This window comes from Bradyrhizobium sp., assembly GCF_027451485.1.
Taxonomy (GTDB): Bacteria; Pseudomonadota; Alphaproteobacteria; order Rhizobiales; family Xanthobacteraceae; genus Bradyrhizobium.
The window spans coordinates 1-15,029 of record NZ_DAIDJE010000173.1 but is presented as its reverse complement, the minus strand read 5'-3'; the positions used below and the strand labels follow the sequence as shown (position 1 = coordinate 15,029).

The 15,029-nt window shown below is 60.8% G+C and carries 15 protein-coding genes; 4 read left to right on the top strand and 11 right to left on the bottom strand.

Translation table 11 applies throughout. The features are described 5' to 3' along the window. Positions 1-343: 343 nt before the first annotated feature. A complete protein-coding gene (locus tag NEZ08_RS20900; RefSeq protein ID WP_298111180.1) occupies positions 344-2,137 on the top strand; it encodes a serine hydrolase in 1,794 nt (597 codons plus the stop codon). Positions 2,138-2,332: 195 nt separating this feature from the next. Here NEZ08_RS20900 and NEZ08_RS20895 read toward each other — a convergent pair whose 3' ends face one another. The 4 genes from NEZ08_RS20895 to NEZ08_RS20880 all read right to left on the bottom strand — a co-directional run bounded on the left by NEZ08_RS20895 (position 2,333) and on the right by NEZ08_RS20880 (position 6,154). Continuing rightward, complete coding sequence (locus tag NEZ08_RS20895; protein ID WP_298111177.1) at positions 2,333-3,064, bottom strand: DnaJ domain-containing protein; 732 nt, start codon at positions 3,062-3,064, stop codon at positions 2,333-2,335. A 135-nt stretch (positions 3,065-3,199) separates the two neighbouring features. Continuing rightward, positions 3,200-3,949: a VWA domain-containing protein gene (locus NEZ08_RS20890; protein ID WP_298111174.1), complete on the bottom strand. Its 750-nt coding sequence runs from the start codon at positions 3,947-3,949 to the stop codon at positions 3,200-3,202. 87 nt (positions 3,950-4,036) lie between these two features. Further along, complete coding sequence (locus NEZ08_RS20885; RefSeq protein ID WP_298111172.1) at positions 4,037-4,897, bottom strand: alpha/beta fold hydrolase; 861 nt, start codon at positions 4,895-4,897, stop codon at positions 4,037-4,039. 330 nt (positions 4,898-5,227) lie between these two features. Further along, positions 5,228-6,154, bottom strand: coding sequence for a division plane positioning ATPase MipZ (locus NEZ08_RS20880; RefSeq protein ID WP_298111170.1), 927 nt, complete (start codon positions 6,152-6,154; stop codon positions 5,228-5,230). 269 nt (positions 6,155-6,423) lie between these two features. Here NEZ08_RS20880 and panC point away from each other — a divergent pair, with 269 nt between their 5' ends. Then, positions 6,424-7,275, top strand: coding sequence for a pantoate--beta-alanine ligase (gene panC / locus NEZ08_RS20875; protein WP_298111169.1), 852 nt, complete (start codon positions 6,424-6,426; stop codon positions 7,273-7,275). 11 nt (positions 7,276-7,286) lie between these two features. On the opposite strand, the gene NEZ08_RS20870 is transcribed toward panC, so the two are convergent. The 5 genes from NEZ08_RS20870 to NEZ08_RS20850 all read right to left on the bottom strand — a co-directional run bounded on the left by NEZ08_RS20870 (position 7,287) and on the right by NEZ08_RS20850 (position 10,965). Then, entirely contained in the window at positions 7,287-7,727 is a 441-nt protein-coding gene (locus NEZ08_RS20870; protein ID WP_298111168.1) for a DUF1489 domain-containing protein, read from the bottom strand. A 31-nt stretch (positions 7,728-7,758) separates the two neighbouring features. Beyond that, complete coding sequence (locus NEZ08_RS20865; RefSeq protein WP_298111166.1) at positions 7,759-8,697, bottom strand: hypothetical protein; 939 nt, start codon at positions 8,695-8,697, stop codon at positions 7,759-7,761. Positions 8,698-8,916: 219 nt separating this feature from the next. After that, positions 8,917-9,108: a hypothetical protein gene (locus NEZ08_RS20860; RefSeq protein ID WP_298111163.1), complete on the bottom strand. Its 192-nt coding sequence runs from the start codon at positions 9,106-9,108 to the stop codon at positions 8,917-8,919. Between the two features lie 300 nt (positions 9,109-9,408). Next, complete coding sequence (locus NEZ08_RS20855; RefSeq protein WP_367278443.1) at positions 9,409-9,828, bottom strand: YidB family protein; 420 nt, start codon at positions 9,826-9,828, stop codon at positions 9,409-9,411. Positions 9,829-10,308: 480 nt separating this feature from the next. Then, the gene (locus NEZ08_RS20850; protein ID WP_298111159.1) at positions 10,309-10,965 is read right to left on the bottom strand and encodes a glutathione S-transferase family protein; all 657 of its coding nucleotides are present in this window, start codon (positions 10,963-10,965) and stop codon (positions 10,309-10,311) included. Positions 10,966-11,207: 242 nt separating this feature from the next. On the opposite strand from NEZ08_RS20850, the gene NEZ08_RS20845 reads away from it, so the two are divergent. Next, complete coding sequence (locus tag NEZ08_RS20845) at positions 11,208-11,885, top strand: DUF599 domain-containing protein (protein ID WP_298111242.1); 678 nt, start codon at positions 11,208-11,210, stop codon at positions 11,883-11,885. A gap of 37 nt (positions 11,886-11,922) precedes the next feature. Here the strand turns inward: NEZ08_RS20845 and NEZ08_RS20840 are convergent, their stop codons facing one another. Then, the gene (locus NEZ08_RS20840) at positions 11,923-12,246 is read right to left on the bottom strand and encodes a helix-turn-helix domain-containing protein (protein ID WP_298111157.1); all 324 of its coding nucleotides are present in this window, start codon (positions 12,244-12,246) and stop codon (positions 11,923-11,925) included. Positions 12,247-12,938: 692 nt separating this feature from the next. On the opposite strand from NEZ08_RS20840, the gene NEZ08_RS20835 reads away from it, so the two are divergent. Continuing rightward, complete coding sequence (locus tag NEZ08_RS20835; protein WP_298111155.1) at positions 12,939-14,198, top strand: polysaccharide deacetylase family protein; 1,260 nt, start codon at positions 12,939-12,941, stop codon at positions 14,196-14,198. An 11-nt stretch (positions 14,199-14,209) separates the two neighbouring features. On the opposite strand, the gene NEZ08_RS20830 is transcribed toward NEZ08_RS20835, so the two are convergent. Then, positions 14,210-14,584: a hypothetical protein gene (locus NEZ08_RS20830; protein ID WP_298111153.1), complete on the bottom strand. Its 375-nt coding sequence runs from the start codon at positions 14,582-14,584 to the stop codon at positions 14,210-14,212. Positions 14,585-15,029: the final 445 nt, after the last annotated feature.

Genomic DNA, 15,029 nt, shown 5'->3' with positions numbered 1-15,029 from the left:
ACCTGGCCGGCGCTCCCATCGCAGCCCGGCCCAAAAGGGACGATTGTGCATCGCAAGAACGGCGAGCGCCCTGAGAAAGCCTCGATTTCCATGCTCTCCGGCAAGGCTTCCTTAATCATTTGGAAACCCCGCCCCCCTACCCTGATTCCTTGAGTTTGTCCGCTCGAGGAGAGGCTCGGAAATCTGTTTGTGAACAGCGTCTTAGCCAGGACGGCGGACTGTCAGCCGATGCGGTGGAATGATCCTCGCGATTGGTATCTGAACAGGGAAGCGACACCGACCGTCGGGCATAATTTGGCCTCACGAAGCGGTGATCAAGACAGAAAACAGGACGGGAAAGTTCATGCTTCGGACCAATTTGGTTGTCCCGCGCGGCTTGCGGGCTCATTTCTTGGGGTTTGTCGCGGTCACCGCCGCAGTCGCCTTCACCACCGATATCGCCGAGGCACGTCATTACCGGCACTCCCATGCCGCCCGCCATCACCGCGCGGAATCGTCGGAAGCAAGCTATGGGCCGCCTTTTTCAGAGATCATTGTAGACGCCAATTCCGGCGCGACGCTTTCGTCGAACAATCCGGACGCCAGCCGTCATCCGGCTTCGCTCACCAAGATCATGACGCTTTATCTGCTGTTCGAACGACTGGACGCCGGCAAGATCAAGCTTGACTCTGAATTGCCCGTCTCCAAGCACGCATCCGAGCAGGACCCGACCAAGCTTGGGTTGCTGCCGGGCCAGACTATCCGCGTCGAGGACGCCATCAAAGGACTGGTGACGCGCTCTGCCAACGATGCCGCTGTGGTGATCGCGGAAGCGATCGGCGGCAGCGAGGAAGATTTCGCCAAGCTGATGACCCGCAAGGCCCATGCCCTCGGCATGAGCCATACCACCTACGTCAATGCCTCAGGGCTTCCCGACGATGAGCAGGTCACGACCGCGCGCGACCAAGCGACACTGGGCCGGGCCATCCAGGATCGCTTCCCGCGTTACTACCGCTATTTCTCGACCGTATCGTTCAACTTCCGCGGCCATTCCATCGCCAATCACAACCATCTCCTGGGTTCGGTCGAAGGCGTTGACGGAATCAAGACCGGTTACACACGTTCTTCGGGCTTCAATCTCGTTACCTCGATTCGCAGAGGCAACCGCCACCTGGTCGGTGTGGTAATGGGCGGCCACAGCGCCGGCTCCCGCGATGCCATCATGCGCAACCTTCTTGCCGAAAACCTCGATAAGGGCGCGACCCGCCGCACGGTCGCTGCGATCACTGAACACAATTCGTCCGAGCCCAGCGTTGAAGTTGCGAGCGACGAGGATGCGGCTTCCACCTCGGCTAGCCCGTCCGCGGCGCCTGCACCTGCGGCCGCCCCCTACGCTCCAGCTTCGATCTCGCCCGCGGCTCAGCGGTCTGCGGCTGTCGCTTCACTGATGTCGCAAGCGAGAGCCGATGCCTCGTCGTTGAGATCCGAAGCCAGGTCGGAACAGCCCAGAACCGAGCCTGCACCCTTGACCAGTGGCGTGATTCAGACCCAGCCGATCGCAGCGATCCCCGGCTCGTCTGAACCCATGAAGCCGGTAAGGGTGAAGACGGTTCAGATCAAGGCCGGTCAACTCAGAGTAGCTTCCGCGGGTCCAGCCCAGCCGGCTCCGCCCGTGACCAGCGCGATTTCGCCGCGGGCCGGTGTCGCAGAAACCTCGAATGCGGTGGTCGCAAAGGCTGACGCCGCACGGACCGACCTGCCAGCGCAGCCGCCGGGCCACGGTACAGGCAACGGTATTCTGGGCGTGCTGCCGGCCTCCAGTGTTCCAGCCTCTGCCACCTCGCAGACGCTGGCCTACGCGGAACCCTCCCCGCAGCCGGTGACCTCACCTGCCAAGCCCGAAGCCGTCCATACCGGATGGATCGTTCAGGTCGGGGCGCTTGAGAGCGAAAGCGAAGCACGCCGGCGCATCGAGGCGGCCCGTGATCACGCTCACGGCCTGCTCAACAAGGCAGATCCGTTCACCGAGACGGTGGTCGCCAAGGGCGATCGAACCCTGTACCGGGCTCGCTTTGCCGGCCTTGGCCGCGACCAGGCCGAAGCGGTCTGCCGCGCACTCAAGCGTAGCGACATCTCCTGCATGACGGTTCGCAACTAACTCCGCTAAAGCTTTACGCAAACGGGCGGCTCTTTGCTCAAGGGAGTCGCCCGCTCCATTTGCAAACTTCTCGTCAAGATTTTCCAGTTAGACCTTATGCAATATCAGCCACGCCGGATAACGGCGGGCGGTAACGGCGTCTGATGGATGGAAGGCGGCGGCTCGAAGCGTTCAGCGTTTGACGGCGTGCCGGAGTTAGTTGCGATGCGTGCGAAGCAGAACCTCTTTGGCCTCGTTTACACGGGCGGCGAGGTACGTCGACCCCCCTTGGTCGGGATGCAGTTTCTTCATGAGCGTGCGGTGGGCACGGCCAATCTCCTCGCGCCCCGCCCCCGGCTTCAGGCCAAGGATTTGATAGGCCTCCTCGTCCGTCATTTTGCCGTTCGTCGCCGCTGCGCGCTGCCGACCTGCAGCATCTCCTTGCGCGTTCTGACGCCAAGCGGGAAACCGGCGGTCCAGATAGCTTTCAAGTAACGGCAAGCTTTCGGAATCCAACTCGCCGAACATCCCGAGCAGCGCCGGAAGGTCAAAATCCTCCAGCGCGCGCCCGGCATTGCGCCCGGAAACGACCTTCCCCGTCAGCGCGCCGGTGTCGTGATCTAATGTCATCTCCAAAAATCGCGAGCGCACGCGCGAGGCTTGACCGCGCGAGCGCTGCCCTCCTCCCATGCCAAACAGGCCACCGATCGAACCGAGACCCTGGTAGCCAAGCGGCGCCCATCCCAATAGTCCTGCGCCAAAGATGCCGAGCGGAACCGCTACCGCGAGCTCGCCTTTGAGCCCGGTGAAAGCCGCAACTGCAAGCGCAAGTATGCCGCCCGCGACCTTGACGGCGCGCGCCAGCACGGCTGGGTTGGCTGCGCGAAACATCTGCAGCAGTAAATAGAGAACGATAACGGCGACGGCACCGGCGATCAGCGTGGGCATGGCCGCAATATAGTTGCGGGACGGGAAAAAGACATACCGGCCATCGGTGTCACGATTTCGATTGTGAAAGTGGCCGCGCGCGGCAAGCTTGCGCTACTTCGACGAGTCCCGCCGGAAGCCGCAGCTGCAGCGCCGTCACTTCATCTGGCCGAGCAGATAGGCCGCACCGCGATCGTTTCGAGAAAGCCTTAATAGGGCGTCACGTCCGCCCGCGACATAGGCTGCCGCCGCGCGCAAAAGCTCCCGGAGCTGTGCTGACGCTCCGGGATCGAACCTCGACCACGCGCCTCCCGTGAGGCGGGCGATTTCCCGAAAAGCCTGCTCGACGGCGGCATCGTGCCCTTCCTGAAACAGGAACACCGGCACCTTGAGCAGACCGAGCTCGCCGGCTCTGCGGCAGAGGTCGTCGACATTTTCCTCCATGGCATCGCCGACAAACACCGCCGCCCGCACGCCCGAGGCTGCCTCGCGCCGCACCTCCGCCAGCACCTTGCCGATCTGAGTGTTGCCGCCGCGGCAATCTATTTTGCCCATCAGCCTTGCCAATGTTGCGCTGTCGGAAATCCAGCCCGAGGCACGGCATTCGTTGAAGCCGCGATAATAGATCAGACGAATATCCAGGCTGCCCAGCGAGGCCGCTTCCCGAAACATTTCGGCCTGCAGCGCACAGGCCATATCCCAGGTCGGTTGGCGGCTCATGGTGGCGTCGAGCGCGAAGATGAGCCGGCCCTTGCTGCCTTGTGCAAAGGGCGAGATCGCGTTCGCTTTGGCAACAAAGTCGGCAATGTCCTCGGCGGTCGACGGCTGCCGTTCCGGCAACGGGTTGGCGCCGCGATCGCGCGTCACGTCCCTATCGGGTGTCGAATTGCTGGGTTTGCCTGACATCCCTGCTCCTGCAGGCGCGATGTGGGCTCCGTCCGCGAGCCGGTCAATGCCGCTGTACGGCCACCCCCGGGCCAAGGCCGAGACTACTCAGTTGCGCGCGACCGGCACATAGGGGGCGACTGGCCCCGCGTCGGTCATGGACGGCGGCTTGCTCGTGGTGTCGACCGGCCGAAGCGAGCTATCGTCGTCCAGCATCTTGTCCAGCATGCCCTGGATCGCGGCCTTGGCTTCGTCGGGACCAGTATCGCGCATGTCATTATGCTGGAACGCGGTGCGCACCACCGTGATTCCCGCCTTCTCGCAGATATCGTCGCTTGGGATGACGCCCGGATCGGGTCTGAAGACCGGATCTTTGGAGCGGAACGAAATGATCTTGAACCGCCCGTCGGTCAGGAAGGGCACGCGAAGATTATCCAGCGTTACGACTTTTCTGATCTGGTCTGGATAAAGCTTGGCGAAATACATCGAGATATCGCCGCCGTTGGAATGCCCGATCATGGTCAGATGGTCGTAATCGGCGTTCGGTTGAAACTTCTTCAGCTGGTCGATCGCAAAGCGGATGTTAGCGACACCCCGGTGATATTGCGGCAGACGCCCCACATAGAGCTCGCCCGCCTTGGTCACCAGTGGCGCATCCGTCGCCAGGTCGTGCTGAATGCTCGCGACCATATATCCGCGCGCGGCAAAGAGGTTTGCCAGAAACGAGTATTCCGTGAACTTGACGGTGTTGCCGTGGTTGAGGATCGCCACCGGCAACTTGATCAGCCCGGCATCGGCCTGCAATTCGCGATCACGGCGGACCGCGAGGTCAACGGCCACCGGCCGGTCGCCACGCGAAGCATCATAAAACATCAGCGTCTGATGACGGATCGCCCACTTGCTCGCGGTGAAATAGGCAACCGCAAACACCACCGAGAGCGAGAATAGAACCGCAATTCCCCGTTTCATTTTCGTCCTCAGCGGGACCGCCTCAATTGCGCCACGTGCACACGGCTGCACGTACTCTCAATACAGTTCAATATAGTTCACGATGGGGTGACAGAAAGACCAAATGTTGGCCCTTCGTCGCCTGATCATTGTGCAACGCACCATTCAATCGGCAACAAATATCCCGGAGAATGTCCCGCCCGACGCGCCCCAAAATGGCTCCACGGAAGTCAAAGGTCGATTCACTTCTTGAGCAAAGCCTCAGCAATAAAAGGCTGTGGCAAACGAAGGATGAGGAAAATCCGAGCAATTTGAGCGGCAAGGGTCCGCTCTGCTCGCGGAATCCTCGATTCAGGCGCCCATAATGATGTCGTGAAGCTCCAAGGGCTTGTCGACCTGGCTAAACCACTCCGCCCGGTTGGCAGCACGTCGGCGACCGCGCTCGTCCAGCGGCAGTTTGAGCTGGCGCAACAGGCTCGTGACTTCCTCGCGCGCCGTCAGATGCCCGAGGTTCGGACGCGTACCGAGCGTCTCTTCGTCGAGATCGTCAAGCGCCGTGAGGCCACGCGGGAAAAACTCGCGATAAACGACCCGCTCGGCAAAGCCGTCCACCGAACGAAAGCCAAGCCGCAGCGACAACTGCTTCAATCCGTCGGCGACGAGTGTTTTGTTGCGCGATCCCAACATCGATAGCCGGTTGCGGACGACGACCCAGTCAGTGCTGACTCCGTCGACCTGTCGGCGCCTGCGCCGCGTCTCGCGCACCATCTCGGCATAGTGGCTTTCGCCGGTGACCGAGTAGGTCTCCGGATCCACCGTTCCCAGAACGTCGAAATCAAGAAAGCTGTCGTTGATCGGCGTGACCAGCGTATCGGCCATCGAATGCGCCAGCCTCATGAGGTAACTGTCGGAACCCGGCGTATCGATCACGATGAAATCGAAACTGTGTTCGACCGCTCTCACCGATTCCTCGAATTGTTCGAATTCGGTTATCTCGTTTTCGGCGATCTGCATCGTCTCGCCCAGCTTGATGCAGCGATGCGCCGGAATCTCGAGGTTGATGCCGGTTCTGGCAGCCCAGGCGCGGCGATTGTTGATGTAACGGGTGAAGCTTTGCTGGCGGCAGTCGAGGTCGATGGAGGCGACTCGCTGCCCGGCTTTCAGCAACGCAACGGCGATGTGGAGGGCCGTGGTGGACTTGCCCGAGCCGCCTTTTTCGTTACCCAGCACGACGACGTGAGCTGAGCCGGACTGACCCTGACTAGTCTGCAGCAGCATGCCTTCGACCCCCTTTCAGTATCTTCAAGTCACGCTCAATCGCGGTCAAGTGAAATGCGCAAACCTCATCGCAAATCAAAGTATCGCCAATCTTAAGATGAGTCGCACGCGGCTGCGATGCGAGGATTTTTCTTGCTAGGTGACTATCGCTGCCGCCGAGGGCCTGGGTCTCGTCGCGCTTGGCGATGGGCCGCAGAGCTTGCTAGAAGCAGATATTGCCGACCCGCCGCGCCACGAATTTTCGATCCCTTCCAAAAAGATTGAGACCGATGCCTTCACGCCCGATGATCGCCCGCACAATCCCTGCGCTGCACCGCGCGCTGGACGGTCTTCGTGCGAGAAAAGCCTCGATTGCGCTGGTGCCGACCATGGGAGCACTCCATGACGGCCATGTGTCGCTGGTTCGTCTGGCGAAGCGGCGCGCCCGTAAAGTCGTGGTGTCGATCTTCGTAAACCCCACCCAGTTCGCGCCGACCGAGGATTTCGGATCCTATCCGCGGACCTGGAAGGCAGATCTCGCCATACTGGCGGCCGAAGGCGTCGACCTGATATGGAATCCGGACGTCAAGGTCATGTACCCGGATGGATTTGCGAGCCGTATTGTCACGGATGGTCCGGCAACGGTCGGCCTTGAGGATCGCTTTCGGCCGCATTTCTTTGGCGGCGTCGCGACGGTCGTAGGCAAGTTGTTCGCTCAATGCCGACCCGACATTGCCATTTTCGGCGAAAAGGATTTTCAGCAGTTGCGGGTGGTGACGCGGATGGCTGCCGACCTCGACCTCGGCGTCAAGGTCATCGGTTCCAGAACCGTACGCGACCGCGACGGCGTCGCGATGTCATCGCGCAACGTCTACCTATCACCGGAGCAACGTCGCGCCGCGCCGGTCCTGTTCCAGACCATGAAACAAACTGCGCTGCGGCTGCGCGCCGGGGAGGATCTCCAGGCCGCGCAGTCCAGCGCCATCAAGACCATTACGCGTGCCGGTTTTGCCGTTGATTATTTCGAAGTGAGACATGCCGAAACGCTTCAAGGCGTGACCTCAATCAAGGATGGTCCGCTGCGTATCCTGGTCGCGGCCAAGATCGGAACAACCCGGCTGATTGACAATATGGCTGTGTGAAGCTGCGCCGGCTAGAGCAGCCCGAGATCGCGCAACTCTCGGCGCATGGGCTCGGGCATCGCTGCAACGCCCGATGCCGCCGACCTCGTGAGATCAGGTGGCGCGGCGTCTGCGTTGAAGTACCGCCACCCCTGGAACGGGCGCATGGGACGAGGTGAAACCGAAATGACTTTTGGCTGCATCACCAACCGGCAGCGGCCGATACCGTCCTTGTCGCGGAACGGCTCGATGGCAATCAGTTTTTCTCGCGCCGCGATTTCTCCACGGATGACCCAGTAGAGAGAGCCCCCGGCGAGGATCTCTTCGATACGCTTGGGCGTCATCCGCGTGACGTGAACGTGGTGGGGCGGCTTCTGTCTCTTCCTGGCGGTCTCGACGCGTTCGGCAACCCACTGCTTCAGGTCTTTCACGGAGTCGCAGCCGACGCAAAGCTTGATCAGATGAAGCGGCATGCGCCCGATATCGCCCAAAGTTGCGCCGAGATCAATTGGGCGAAGCCGCCGGCGTCAGCGCGGTGGGCGCCAGAGACGTCGCCGGAGTTGGCGTATGGGGAGCCGGTCTCGACGTCGCCTGCCTTCTGGTAGACGCTGTCGGGCGTGGCGACGGCATGGGCGTTGCAGCCGGCGGCGCGGGTGCGTGCGACGTCGTTGCGGGCTCCGGCGTCATGATGCTCACGGCCGGCGTCGAAGCGGCGCTCGGAAATTCGGCATTGGTCGGTCGGCCGGTCGGTACGCCCGGGATTAGAGCTGCGACCGGCGGATTGGTAGCCACCGCCGGTGGCGCGTTCCAGATGTTCGAATAACGGCCGACCAAGCCGTCATAGGTCTGCTCTTCGATATTCGAGGCGATCCGACTCCGGTCGGTCAGCGATTTGAACACGGCGCAGTCAGACGGCGTGCAATGGTCACGTGCGACCAACACCTGGGCCATCAGCCCATACCGGTCGTGCTCAACGGCACGGCGTAGCGCCTCGATCTCCGGCGTCATGTTGTTATTGGCCGTCGCGACATCGCCAAAGCTCATGAGACGGGTGATCTGACGCGACGCATAAGAGAGAGCCGCCGCCGTGGATTCCGGCGAGCCGAACACCACCTTTTCGCAAGCCGTCAGAACCGTCTCGCCGGCAAGATCATCGACACAAGCAAGCGCCGGCAGGCTCAAGGTTGACTCGGGAGAAACGCGGCTGACCTCGATCCCACCGCCTGCCCCGGACCCAAAGCCGCGGGCGGTTGCTGCAAGGGCAACTCCGACCGCGAGCAGCGTGATGACCGTGAGCGCGCCGTTCGCCACCGACTTCTCGGCTCGCAGCAGCGTGACCAGCAAGATAACGGCAAAAAATGCCGCGGCAGCTACTGTCAGCCACATCGGAAATGTTGGCGAGCGCCACATCTGATCGAGCGTGTTGGCCCAAGCCCAATTCATGCTCGACGTTCCTTAACGCGGCGAGGCGAACCGGTATTCAAATCCAGCAAACCCAATGACATCAGCAATACAGACGGCGTCGCCGGCTTCGGGCATTATACTATCCCGAAGCTGGCCTCCAAACCGCGGCACCGGTTTGGCCGGTAAACCTATTTTCTGCGAACCCGGCCTTTTGACGGCGAACGAAACGCTACCTGCTTCATCACACCCGGCATCACGTCAAGAAAGAGCGAGCTGACTCTCCTTGGCCACGCGTTCGAAAGCTTCGGTAGAGCTTTTGATCCGGTATTGGCAATCGTCTCCATCGGTCGGAAGCAGGCGGATCACTTCATACATTCCGCTTGCGGCCGGACGTGCAACGTTGCTGGCGGTAAAATAGACGGTCTCTCCAACCTTATATTTATGCTTCAACGCCCATCTCCATCACGCAAACCCTCGGCGCTCACGCAAGGTCCCACTTGTGTCGCCGACTGAAACAAACCGTGGCTGTATAGCACGCGGTGAAACTTTTTGGCCAGCGCGATCCGCACATGGCAAACACGACAATTTTGCAAGTTTTTCAGCTAGATAAACCGTCGGCAAAGCGATCCTTTGGCCTTCCGGATGGCCGGTTCGATCGGCCACAGGCGAGCGACCGAAACCACAAGTTCAGGCAAGAAAATATTACCGCCGGGCGTTGTAGCGGGGGGCCAAAAAAAACAACATTCAGTGTCAGGCCGTGGGCGAAAGTTTCCCATCCGGGCTTGCCTGGTCTACGGCCTTCGGCAACTGCTGCGCCAGGATTTGGGATATCTGGTCGACCGGAATGTTGTACCGGGCAGCCAGCTGGCGGACCGTGTCGCTGCCAAGCACCTGCTGCAATTGCTCCGCCGTGATCGGCAGGTTCTGTCCGTTGCCGAGCCAAGACCTCACCTCGTCACCCAGACCTGCCTGCTGCAGTTTGGCGACGATGGCATTGAGCCCACCCTGTCCGCCGCTGCCCAGCACTTCGTTCAGCACGGCAGGCAGCACCGCGGCCTCGAGCTGGCCGAGCGCCCCCTTGAAGGCGGGTGAATTTTCCAAGGAATCGAGAATGCCCATGGTTGTCGAACCCCTTTTGGCTTGGTTGCGATGCTCGTCGAGCGAGTTCAGCCCCTACGCGGGTTCCGGTCAAGCACCGGTGAATCCATTTTAGGCTACCGCCGGGTCAAGAATCCATCAAACCGGGTCAAGAATCCATCAAACCGGCACAGCGGCGATCGCGCGTCAGCTTGTGCGGGAAGAAGGAACCGGCTCTGTGTCTAACTCAACATCAGGGGCCTTTGGACTGACGTCACCGGATGGTGTGATCTCATCGGCCTGCGATTTGAGCCTCGCAGCCTTTTCCACGAGCAGCGCCGCCAAATTGGGGTTCCCTGTTGCCCGGGCGAAACTCAGGAGTGCCATCGCCTGACGCGACAAATACCCTCTCCCGACCATCATGCACCCCCGACCAATGACGGGGCATTAACTCTTGGGAGCGCAATCGGTTTCACGGAAAGTGTGCAGAAGTGAACGTCGAGGGTTCCAAAGGAAAAAGTGGAAAAGCCCTCGGAACCAAAGCCGGCCGGCTGGGCTCGCCTTTGTATCGGATCAGAGGGTCTCGAACTTCTCGATGACGATTGTCTCGGCAAGACCTGCCTTGGTCCATTCCGCAAAAGCCGGAAGGGTCATCATCGTTTCCATGTACTCTCGCGTCTGTTTCGTCACTTCAATGTCATAGGTGCGAAAGCGATGGACGACGGGCGCGAACATGGCGTCCGCCGCACTGAAGGCACCGAACAGAAAAGGGCCGGATTGCCCGTACCGTCCGCGGCACTCGGCCCAGATCTCCTGAACCCGCGCAATGTTGGCACAAGCATCAGCCGATAGTCGGACGCCGCGTATCGGCCGATGGAGGTTCATGCCGCATTCGTTGCGGAGCGCAGCAAAGCCGGAATGCATCTCCGCTGAAACCGAACGCGCATGTGCGCGGTGCGCGGGGTGCTCGGGCCACAGCCGCTTTTCCGGAAAACGCTCGGCGACATATTCGATGATCGCGAGCGAATCCCAGACGGTGACCTCGCCATCGACCAAGACCGGTACTTTGCCAGCACGGGAAAAATCCAGAATCCGCTGCTTGTCGGCCGCACCCGTGTAGAGAGAGATGAAAACCTCTTCGAACGGGATGTTGGTGGCGCGCAAAGCAAGCCACGGCCGCATCGACCAGGACGAATAATTCTTGTTACCGATCACGAGTTTTAAGGTCATGTCGCTTCAACTCCCATGACTGCAATGTGACATCCCGGCGGGCATGCGTTCAAGGTACTCGCAACCGACTTGGCCGCAAACCCGCGAAAGCGAACTTCAAAACCAAACTCCGCTTGATACTGATATTTACCGGCGGTCCCCAAATTCCAACATTCGCGAAAAGTGGCAACTGCGAACAGTGCGAAATCTTGGAATCGGGCCGCCGGCATGGCAGCATCCTTGGCGCGTTCAAAGGGGCACGCATGCGCGCTTATCTGGTCGACACCCTCGCCGTCGGCTTTTTTATTCTGGAATGGGCGGCGTACGCCGTCACGCTGGAGCACAGCGCCTATGGGCGCAACAGCCTGTCGGCCCGCATGCATGTCTATCGTGAAGTTTGGATCCGCCGCATGCTCGATCGTGAAGCCCGCATGCTCGACATGCAGATTATGGCCTCCCTGCAGAACGGTACCGCCTTTTTTGCCTCCACCAGCCTGCTCGCCGTCGGCGGCGCGCTGGCCCTGCTGCGCTCGACCAACGAAGCACTCGACGTGCTGAGGGCGCTTCCGATTGACATCAGTCCTTCGCCGGCGCTTTGGGAAATCAAGTGCGTCGGACTAATCCTGATTTTCGTCTACGCCTTTTTCAAATTCGCCTGGGCCTACCGCCTGTTCAACTACGTTGCCATCCTGCTCGGCTCGATGCCGCCGGTCTCCGAGCGTGACACCCCGCAAGCCGAAGCACATGTCGTCAGGACAACTCGCGTGTTCGAGTCGGCGGGACGGCACTTCAACCGCGGACAGCGGGCGTTCTTTTTCGCGCTCGGCTATCTCGGCTGGTTCGTCAGCCCCTGGGTGCTATTCGTGACGACGGCCGCAGTGGTCATCGTCTCCTGGCGAAGGCAATTTGCCTCCAAAGCCTGGCGGGCAATGGGAAGCTGAAAACGATCGGCGAGTTTTAGTCCAGATTAGACTTCGATCAGGGTTTGGCGAGCGCCAAAAACACGGTCTCCGGCGCGTGGGCAATGACCGCGAGCAGCGCCCGTGCGGGCCCCCGCGGCACACGCTTACCTTGCTCCCAGTTTCGGATTGTTTCCACTGGAACGCCAAGGCGGCTTGCAAATTCCATCTGTGTCAGGCGGGCTCGGCGGCGCAGATCGCGCACGGCCGGCACTGTCCCGATTTCAATTGGGGCGGCGACGTTTGCGGGCGACGAAGCAGTCATGACGGGCGAGAGCGGAAACTCCTGCCCATCCCGCAATTCGACGATTCGACCGTCTGCCTTTAGCCTAAGGCGCTGCATTCTCGCCTCATCTGACCTGCACAGCGGGCCCGAAAGCGGAGGAAGGGCCCTGAAGCAGCTAAAGTGTGCGCGATCCGCGTTAAGGCTTGATTAACGATACTTTTGCCGACCTTCTCAAGATGCGGATAGGCGCGCTGCCCGACGCCCACGGATTTGCCTCGTCCTCATGTGCCCGTTATCGGCTTCGCTTCGCCCGCAACGGCCCAGGCACAATGCTTTCGGCACGCCACGCTAACCTGATGCGAATCAGGCTTTCCTTCGCTTTTCCGGGCTTTGAAAGACGCCGGCGACGTTGGATCGACTGCGATCCCGCCGAATTATCGTGTTTGGCACTGACCTATGAGCGCGCGACTGGAATAAATGATGCAAAATCATGAATTGGACCTGATCACCGGCCGGTTGACGCCGCAGGCAAGGGAATCATCCCGTCCCACGAGGCCGAGCTCCCGAGGGGCTGCCATGATGGCAGCCCGATTTCGGTATCTTTGTAGCCACGGCTATCACGTCGTCCCGGCCGAAACTGCTGGCGCCGCCCGCCACCAAGGTGGCGAAAACAGCTCTGGACGTTTGACAATTCAGGCCGCATTCACATTTCAAAATAACAAGATGGCAGCGGTTTGAGCATGGGTGACGGAAGTTTTTTCATGGACGGCGCGTGGCGTGGCCTTGGCGTATCGCGGCGGCGGACTACCATGGCCGCTCTCGCCCTCCTTGTCAGCATTGCCGCTCGGCCTGCCGCCGCCGAGGACTGCCCGGGCCATCCGAACGCGCTTGGAACATCACGCACGCTGGTTGTTGATCCGCGGGAACATCCGCGCATCGGCACAATGCAATATCCGGAGACGCTGCCGCTCGCCGATCATGAGGTGGTTCTCACGTTCGACGACGGCCCGCTGCCGCGCAACAGCAACAAGATTCTAGACATCCTCGCCGCCGAATGCGTGAAGGCCACTTTCTTCACCATCGGCAAGATGGCCCGCTACTCTCCTGAAGGCGTGCGCAGACTGCTCGCCGAGGGCCAAACCATCGGCACGCATACGCAAGACCATCCCTTGACGATGAATCATATGCCCACCGAGCGCGCCAGGGAGGAAATCGAGGACGGAATCGCATCGGTGACAGCTGCGCTCGGCGACCATGCCGATGCCTTAGCGCCATTCTTCCGAATTCCAGGCCTATTGCGGGCCGACAATGTCGAGCAATATGCAGCCGAACACGGAATCCAGATCTGGAGTGCCGATTTTCTGGCTGACGACTGGCGTCACATCTCGTCGCAGCGCGTCTACGATCTCGCGATCAGTCGGCTAGAGGCCAAGGGCAAAGGCATTCTGTTGCTTCACGACATCCAGGCGCGTACGGTTGCGGCCCTGCCGCGGATTCTCGAAGCGCTGAAAGCGCGCGGCTATCACATCGTCCATGTCGTGCCGGCGACCGAAGATCGGCCGGCAACCCCGACCGAACCGCAGCAATGGTTGATGCACCCTTCGCCGGACGCGATCGTCCAATGGCCGCAGGTTCCGAAGTTCGTCTACGCCAGACTGGACAGCCTTCCCGCCCCCGCGCGATCCGACTTCGATGCAACGGCGTGGTCACCGGTGCACGAGGCATCATTGTTGAGCCAGACATGGCCCGAACCGCCGCAGCTCGCGGCAGAGAATGCGACCGTTTCGCTCGCGACGCCTGCGCAAGGCGTATTCGAGATCGAAGGCGGTCTCGACGTTGCCCTGCATGGCGCTGCGTTGTCACGTCGCACACACAGGAGCGCGTCGGCTGCGCCCGCAGGCACCCCCAAGCGTCTTTCACGGCGGGAGTTCCGCCGCCTGCGCGTTGCTCATGCCGGCCATCCGCCCCGCGGCACAGCCAATGCTCCGAAGCCGAAAACGCCGGGCGCGCCGACGGCCCATCGCACACCAGTCAAGCGGATGGTTCAGGTCAGGAAGAGAAGCGTCTGATTGCTGGTTGATCAGTCAGATACGAGCTTCGACACGCAGAGCAGAACGATGAGGGCGAGAAAAAGCAGGTCGATATAGGATTTCATTTCACCGGCATGGCGCAGGCCGGAAACCTCGGTGACGATGAGCCTGCGCTGGGAGTTTGCGGTTTGCCCCTCTCCGGCCGCCACCTGAAGACGGCGCGCCTCGGTCTCCAGCCGCTCGATGCGTTGAAAGAAATAGAATGAGCGTAGCGCGGAGGCGGCCCGCATCGCGCAATACACCAGCACCATAATCGCGACGATGGCGCGCTGGTTGTACTTATCCATGGAGTTGAGGCTGTAATAGACCAACGCCAGGAAAACGAAGTTGGAAGCGAACCGGTAGGCGTAGCTCAGGAACTTCATATGCGCTTCCATCCCGATCCAAGCCGGACACTTGCGGCAAGCAGCCCCTCGGAATTCCTGGCTGAGCGCCAGCTCGCGCCATCACAGAAGCGATACACCGGCACCGTCACGCGGCGGCAATGAGGTGTCTTTGCGAGCGCTCGAATCTCCGAGTTTACGGCATGCATTTACCCCTGTCGCGTCATTACCTTCAAGCGCGACACCGGCTTTTCCCGGGCTGATTGGGGGGTAGTTCGCCATTGGGCCCCCGCCCCCTCCTTCCAACATCTGATCGAGGCGTCATTTCCGAAGGTCTAGTCACGCAGTGCCATCTAAAGTGCTAGACTGCCCCAAAACCGGCAAGTGGCGGCCGATCGTGCCGGCACAAGCATGCCGTCCAAAGGGGAGGAAGAATGTCAGATCATCTGTCCAGGCGTGATTTCTGCGCCACTGCGGTTGTGTCACT

Coding starts and splice junctions, on each gene's coding strand:
- NEZ08_RS20885 (WP_298111172.1), bottom strand. CDS start 4,897: ATGAAACGGGGAATTGCGGTTCTATTCTCGCTCTCGGTGGTGTTTGCG.
- NEZ08_RS20850 (WP_298111159.1), bottom strand. CDS start 10,965: ATGACCTTAAAACTCGTGATCGGTAACAAGAATTATTCGTCCTGGTCG.
- NEZ08_RS20830 (WP_298111153.1), bottom strand. CDS start 14,584: ATGAAGTTCCTGAGCTACGCCTACCGGTTCGCTTCCAACTTCGTTTTC.
- panC (WP_298111169.1), top strand. CDS start 6,424: ATGCCTTCACGCCCGATGATCGCCCGCACAATCCCTGCGCTGCACCGC.
- NEZ08_RS20845 (WP_298111242.1), top strand. CDS start 11,208: ATGCGCGCTTATCTGGTCGACACCCTCGCCGTCGGCTTTTTTATTCTG.
- NEZ08_RS20840 (WP_298111157.1), bottom strand. CDS start 12,246: ATGCAGCGCCTTAGGCTAAAGGCAGACGGTCGAATCGTCGAATTGCGG.
- NEZ08_RS20900 (WP_298111180.1), top strand. CDS start 344: ATGCTTCGGACCAATTTGGTTGTCCCGCGCGGCTTGCGGGCTCATTTC.
- NEZ08_RS20870 (WP_298111168.1), bottom strand. CDS start 7,727: ATGCCGCTTCATCTGATCAAGCTTTGCGTCGGCTGCGACTCCGTGAAA.
- NEZ08_RS20890 (WP_298111174.1), bottom strand. CDS start 3,949: ATGTCAGGCAAACCCAGCAATTCGACACCCGATAGGGACGTGACGCGC.
- NEZ08_RS20865 (WP_298111166.1), bottom strand. CDS start 8,697: ATGAATTGGGCTTGGGCCAACACGCTCGATCAGATGTGGCGCTCGCCA.
- NEZ08_RS20835 (WP_298111155.1), top strand. CDS start 12,939: ATGGCCGCTCTCGCCCTCCTTGTCAGCATTGCCGCTCGGCCTGCCGCC.
- NEZ08_RS20880 (WP_298111170.1), bottom strand. CDS start 6,154: ATGCTGCTGCAGACTAGTCAGGGTCAGTCCGGCTCAGCTCACGTCGTC.
- NEZ08_RS20895 (WP_298111177.1), bottom strand. CDS start 3,064: ATGCCCACGCTGATCGCCGGTGCCGTCGCCGTTATCGTTCTCTATTTA.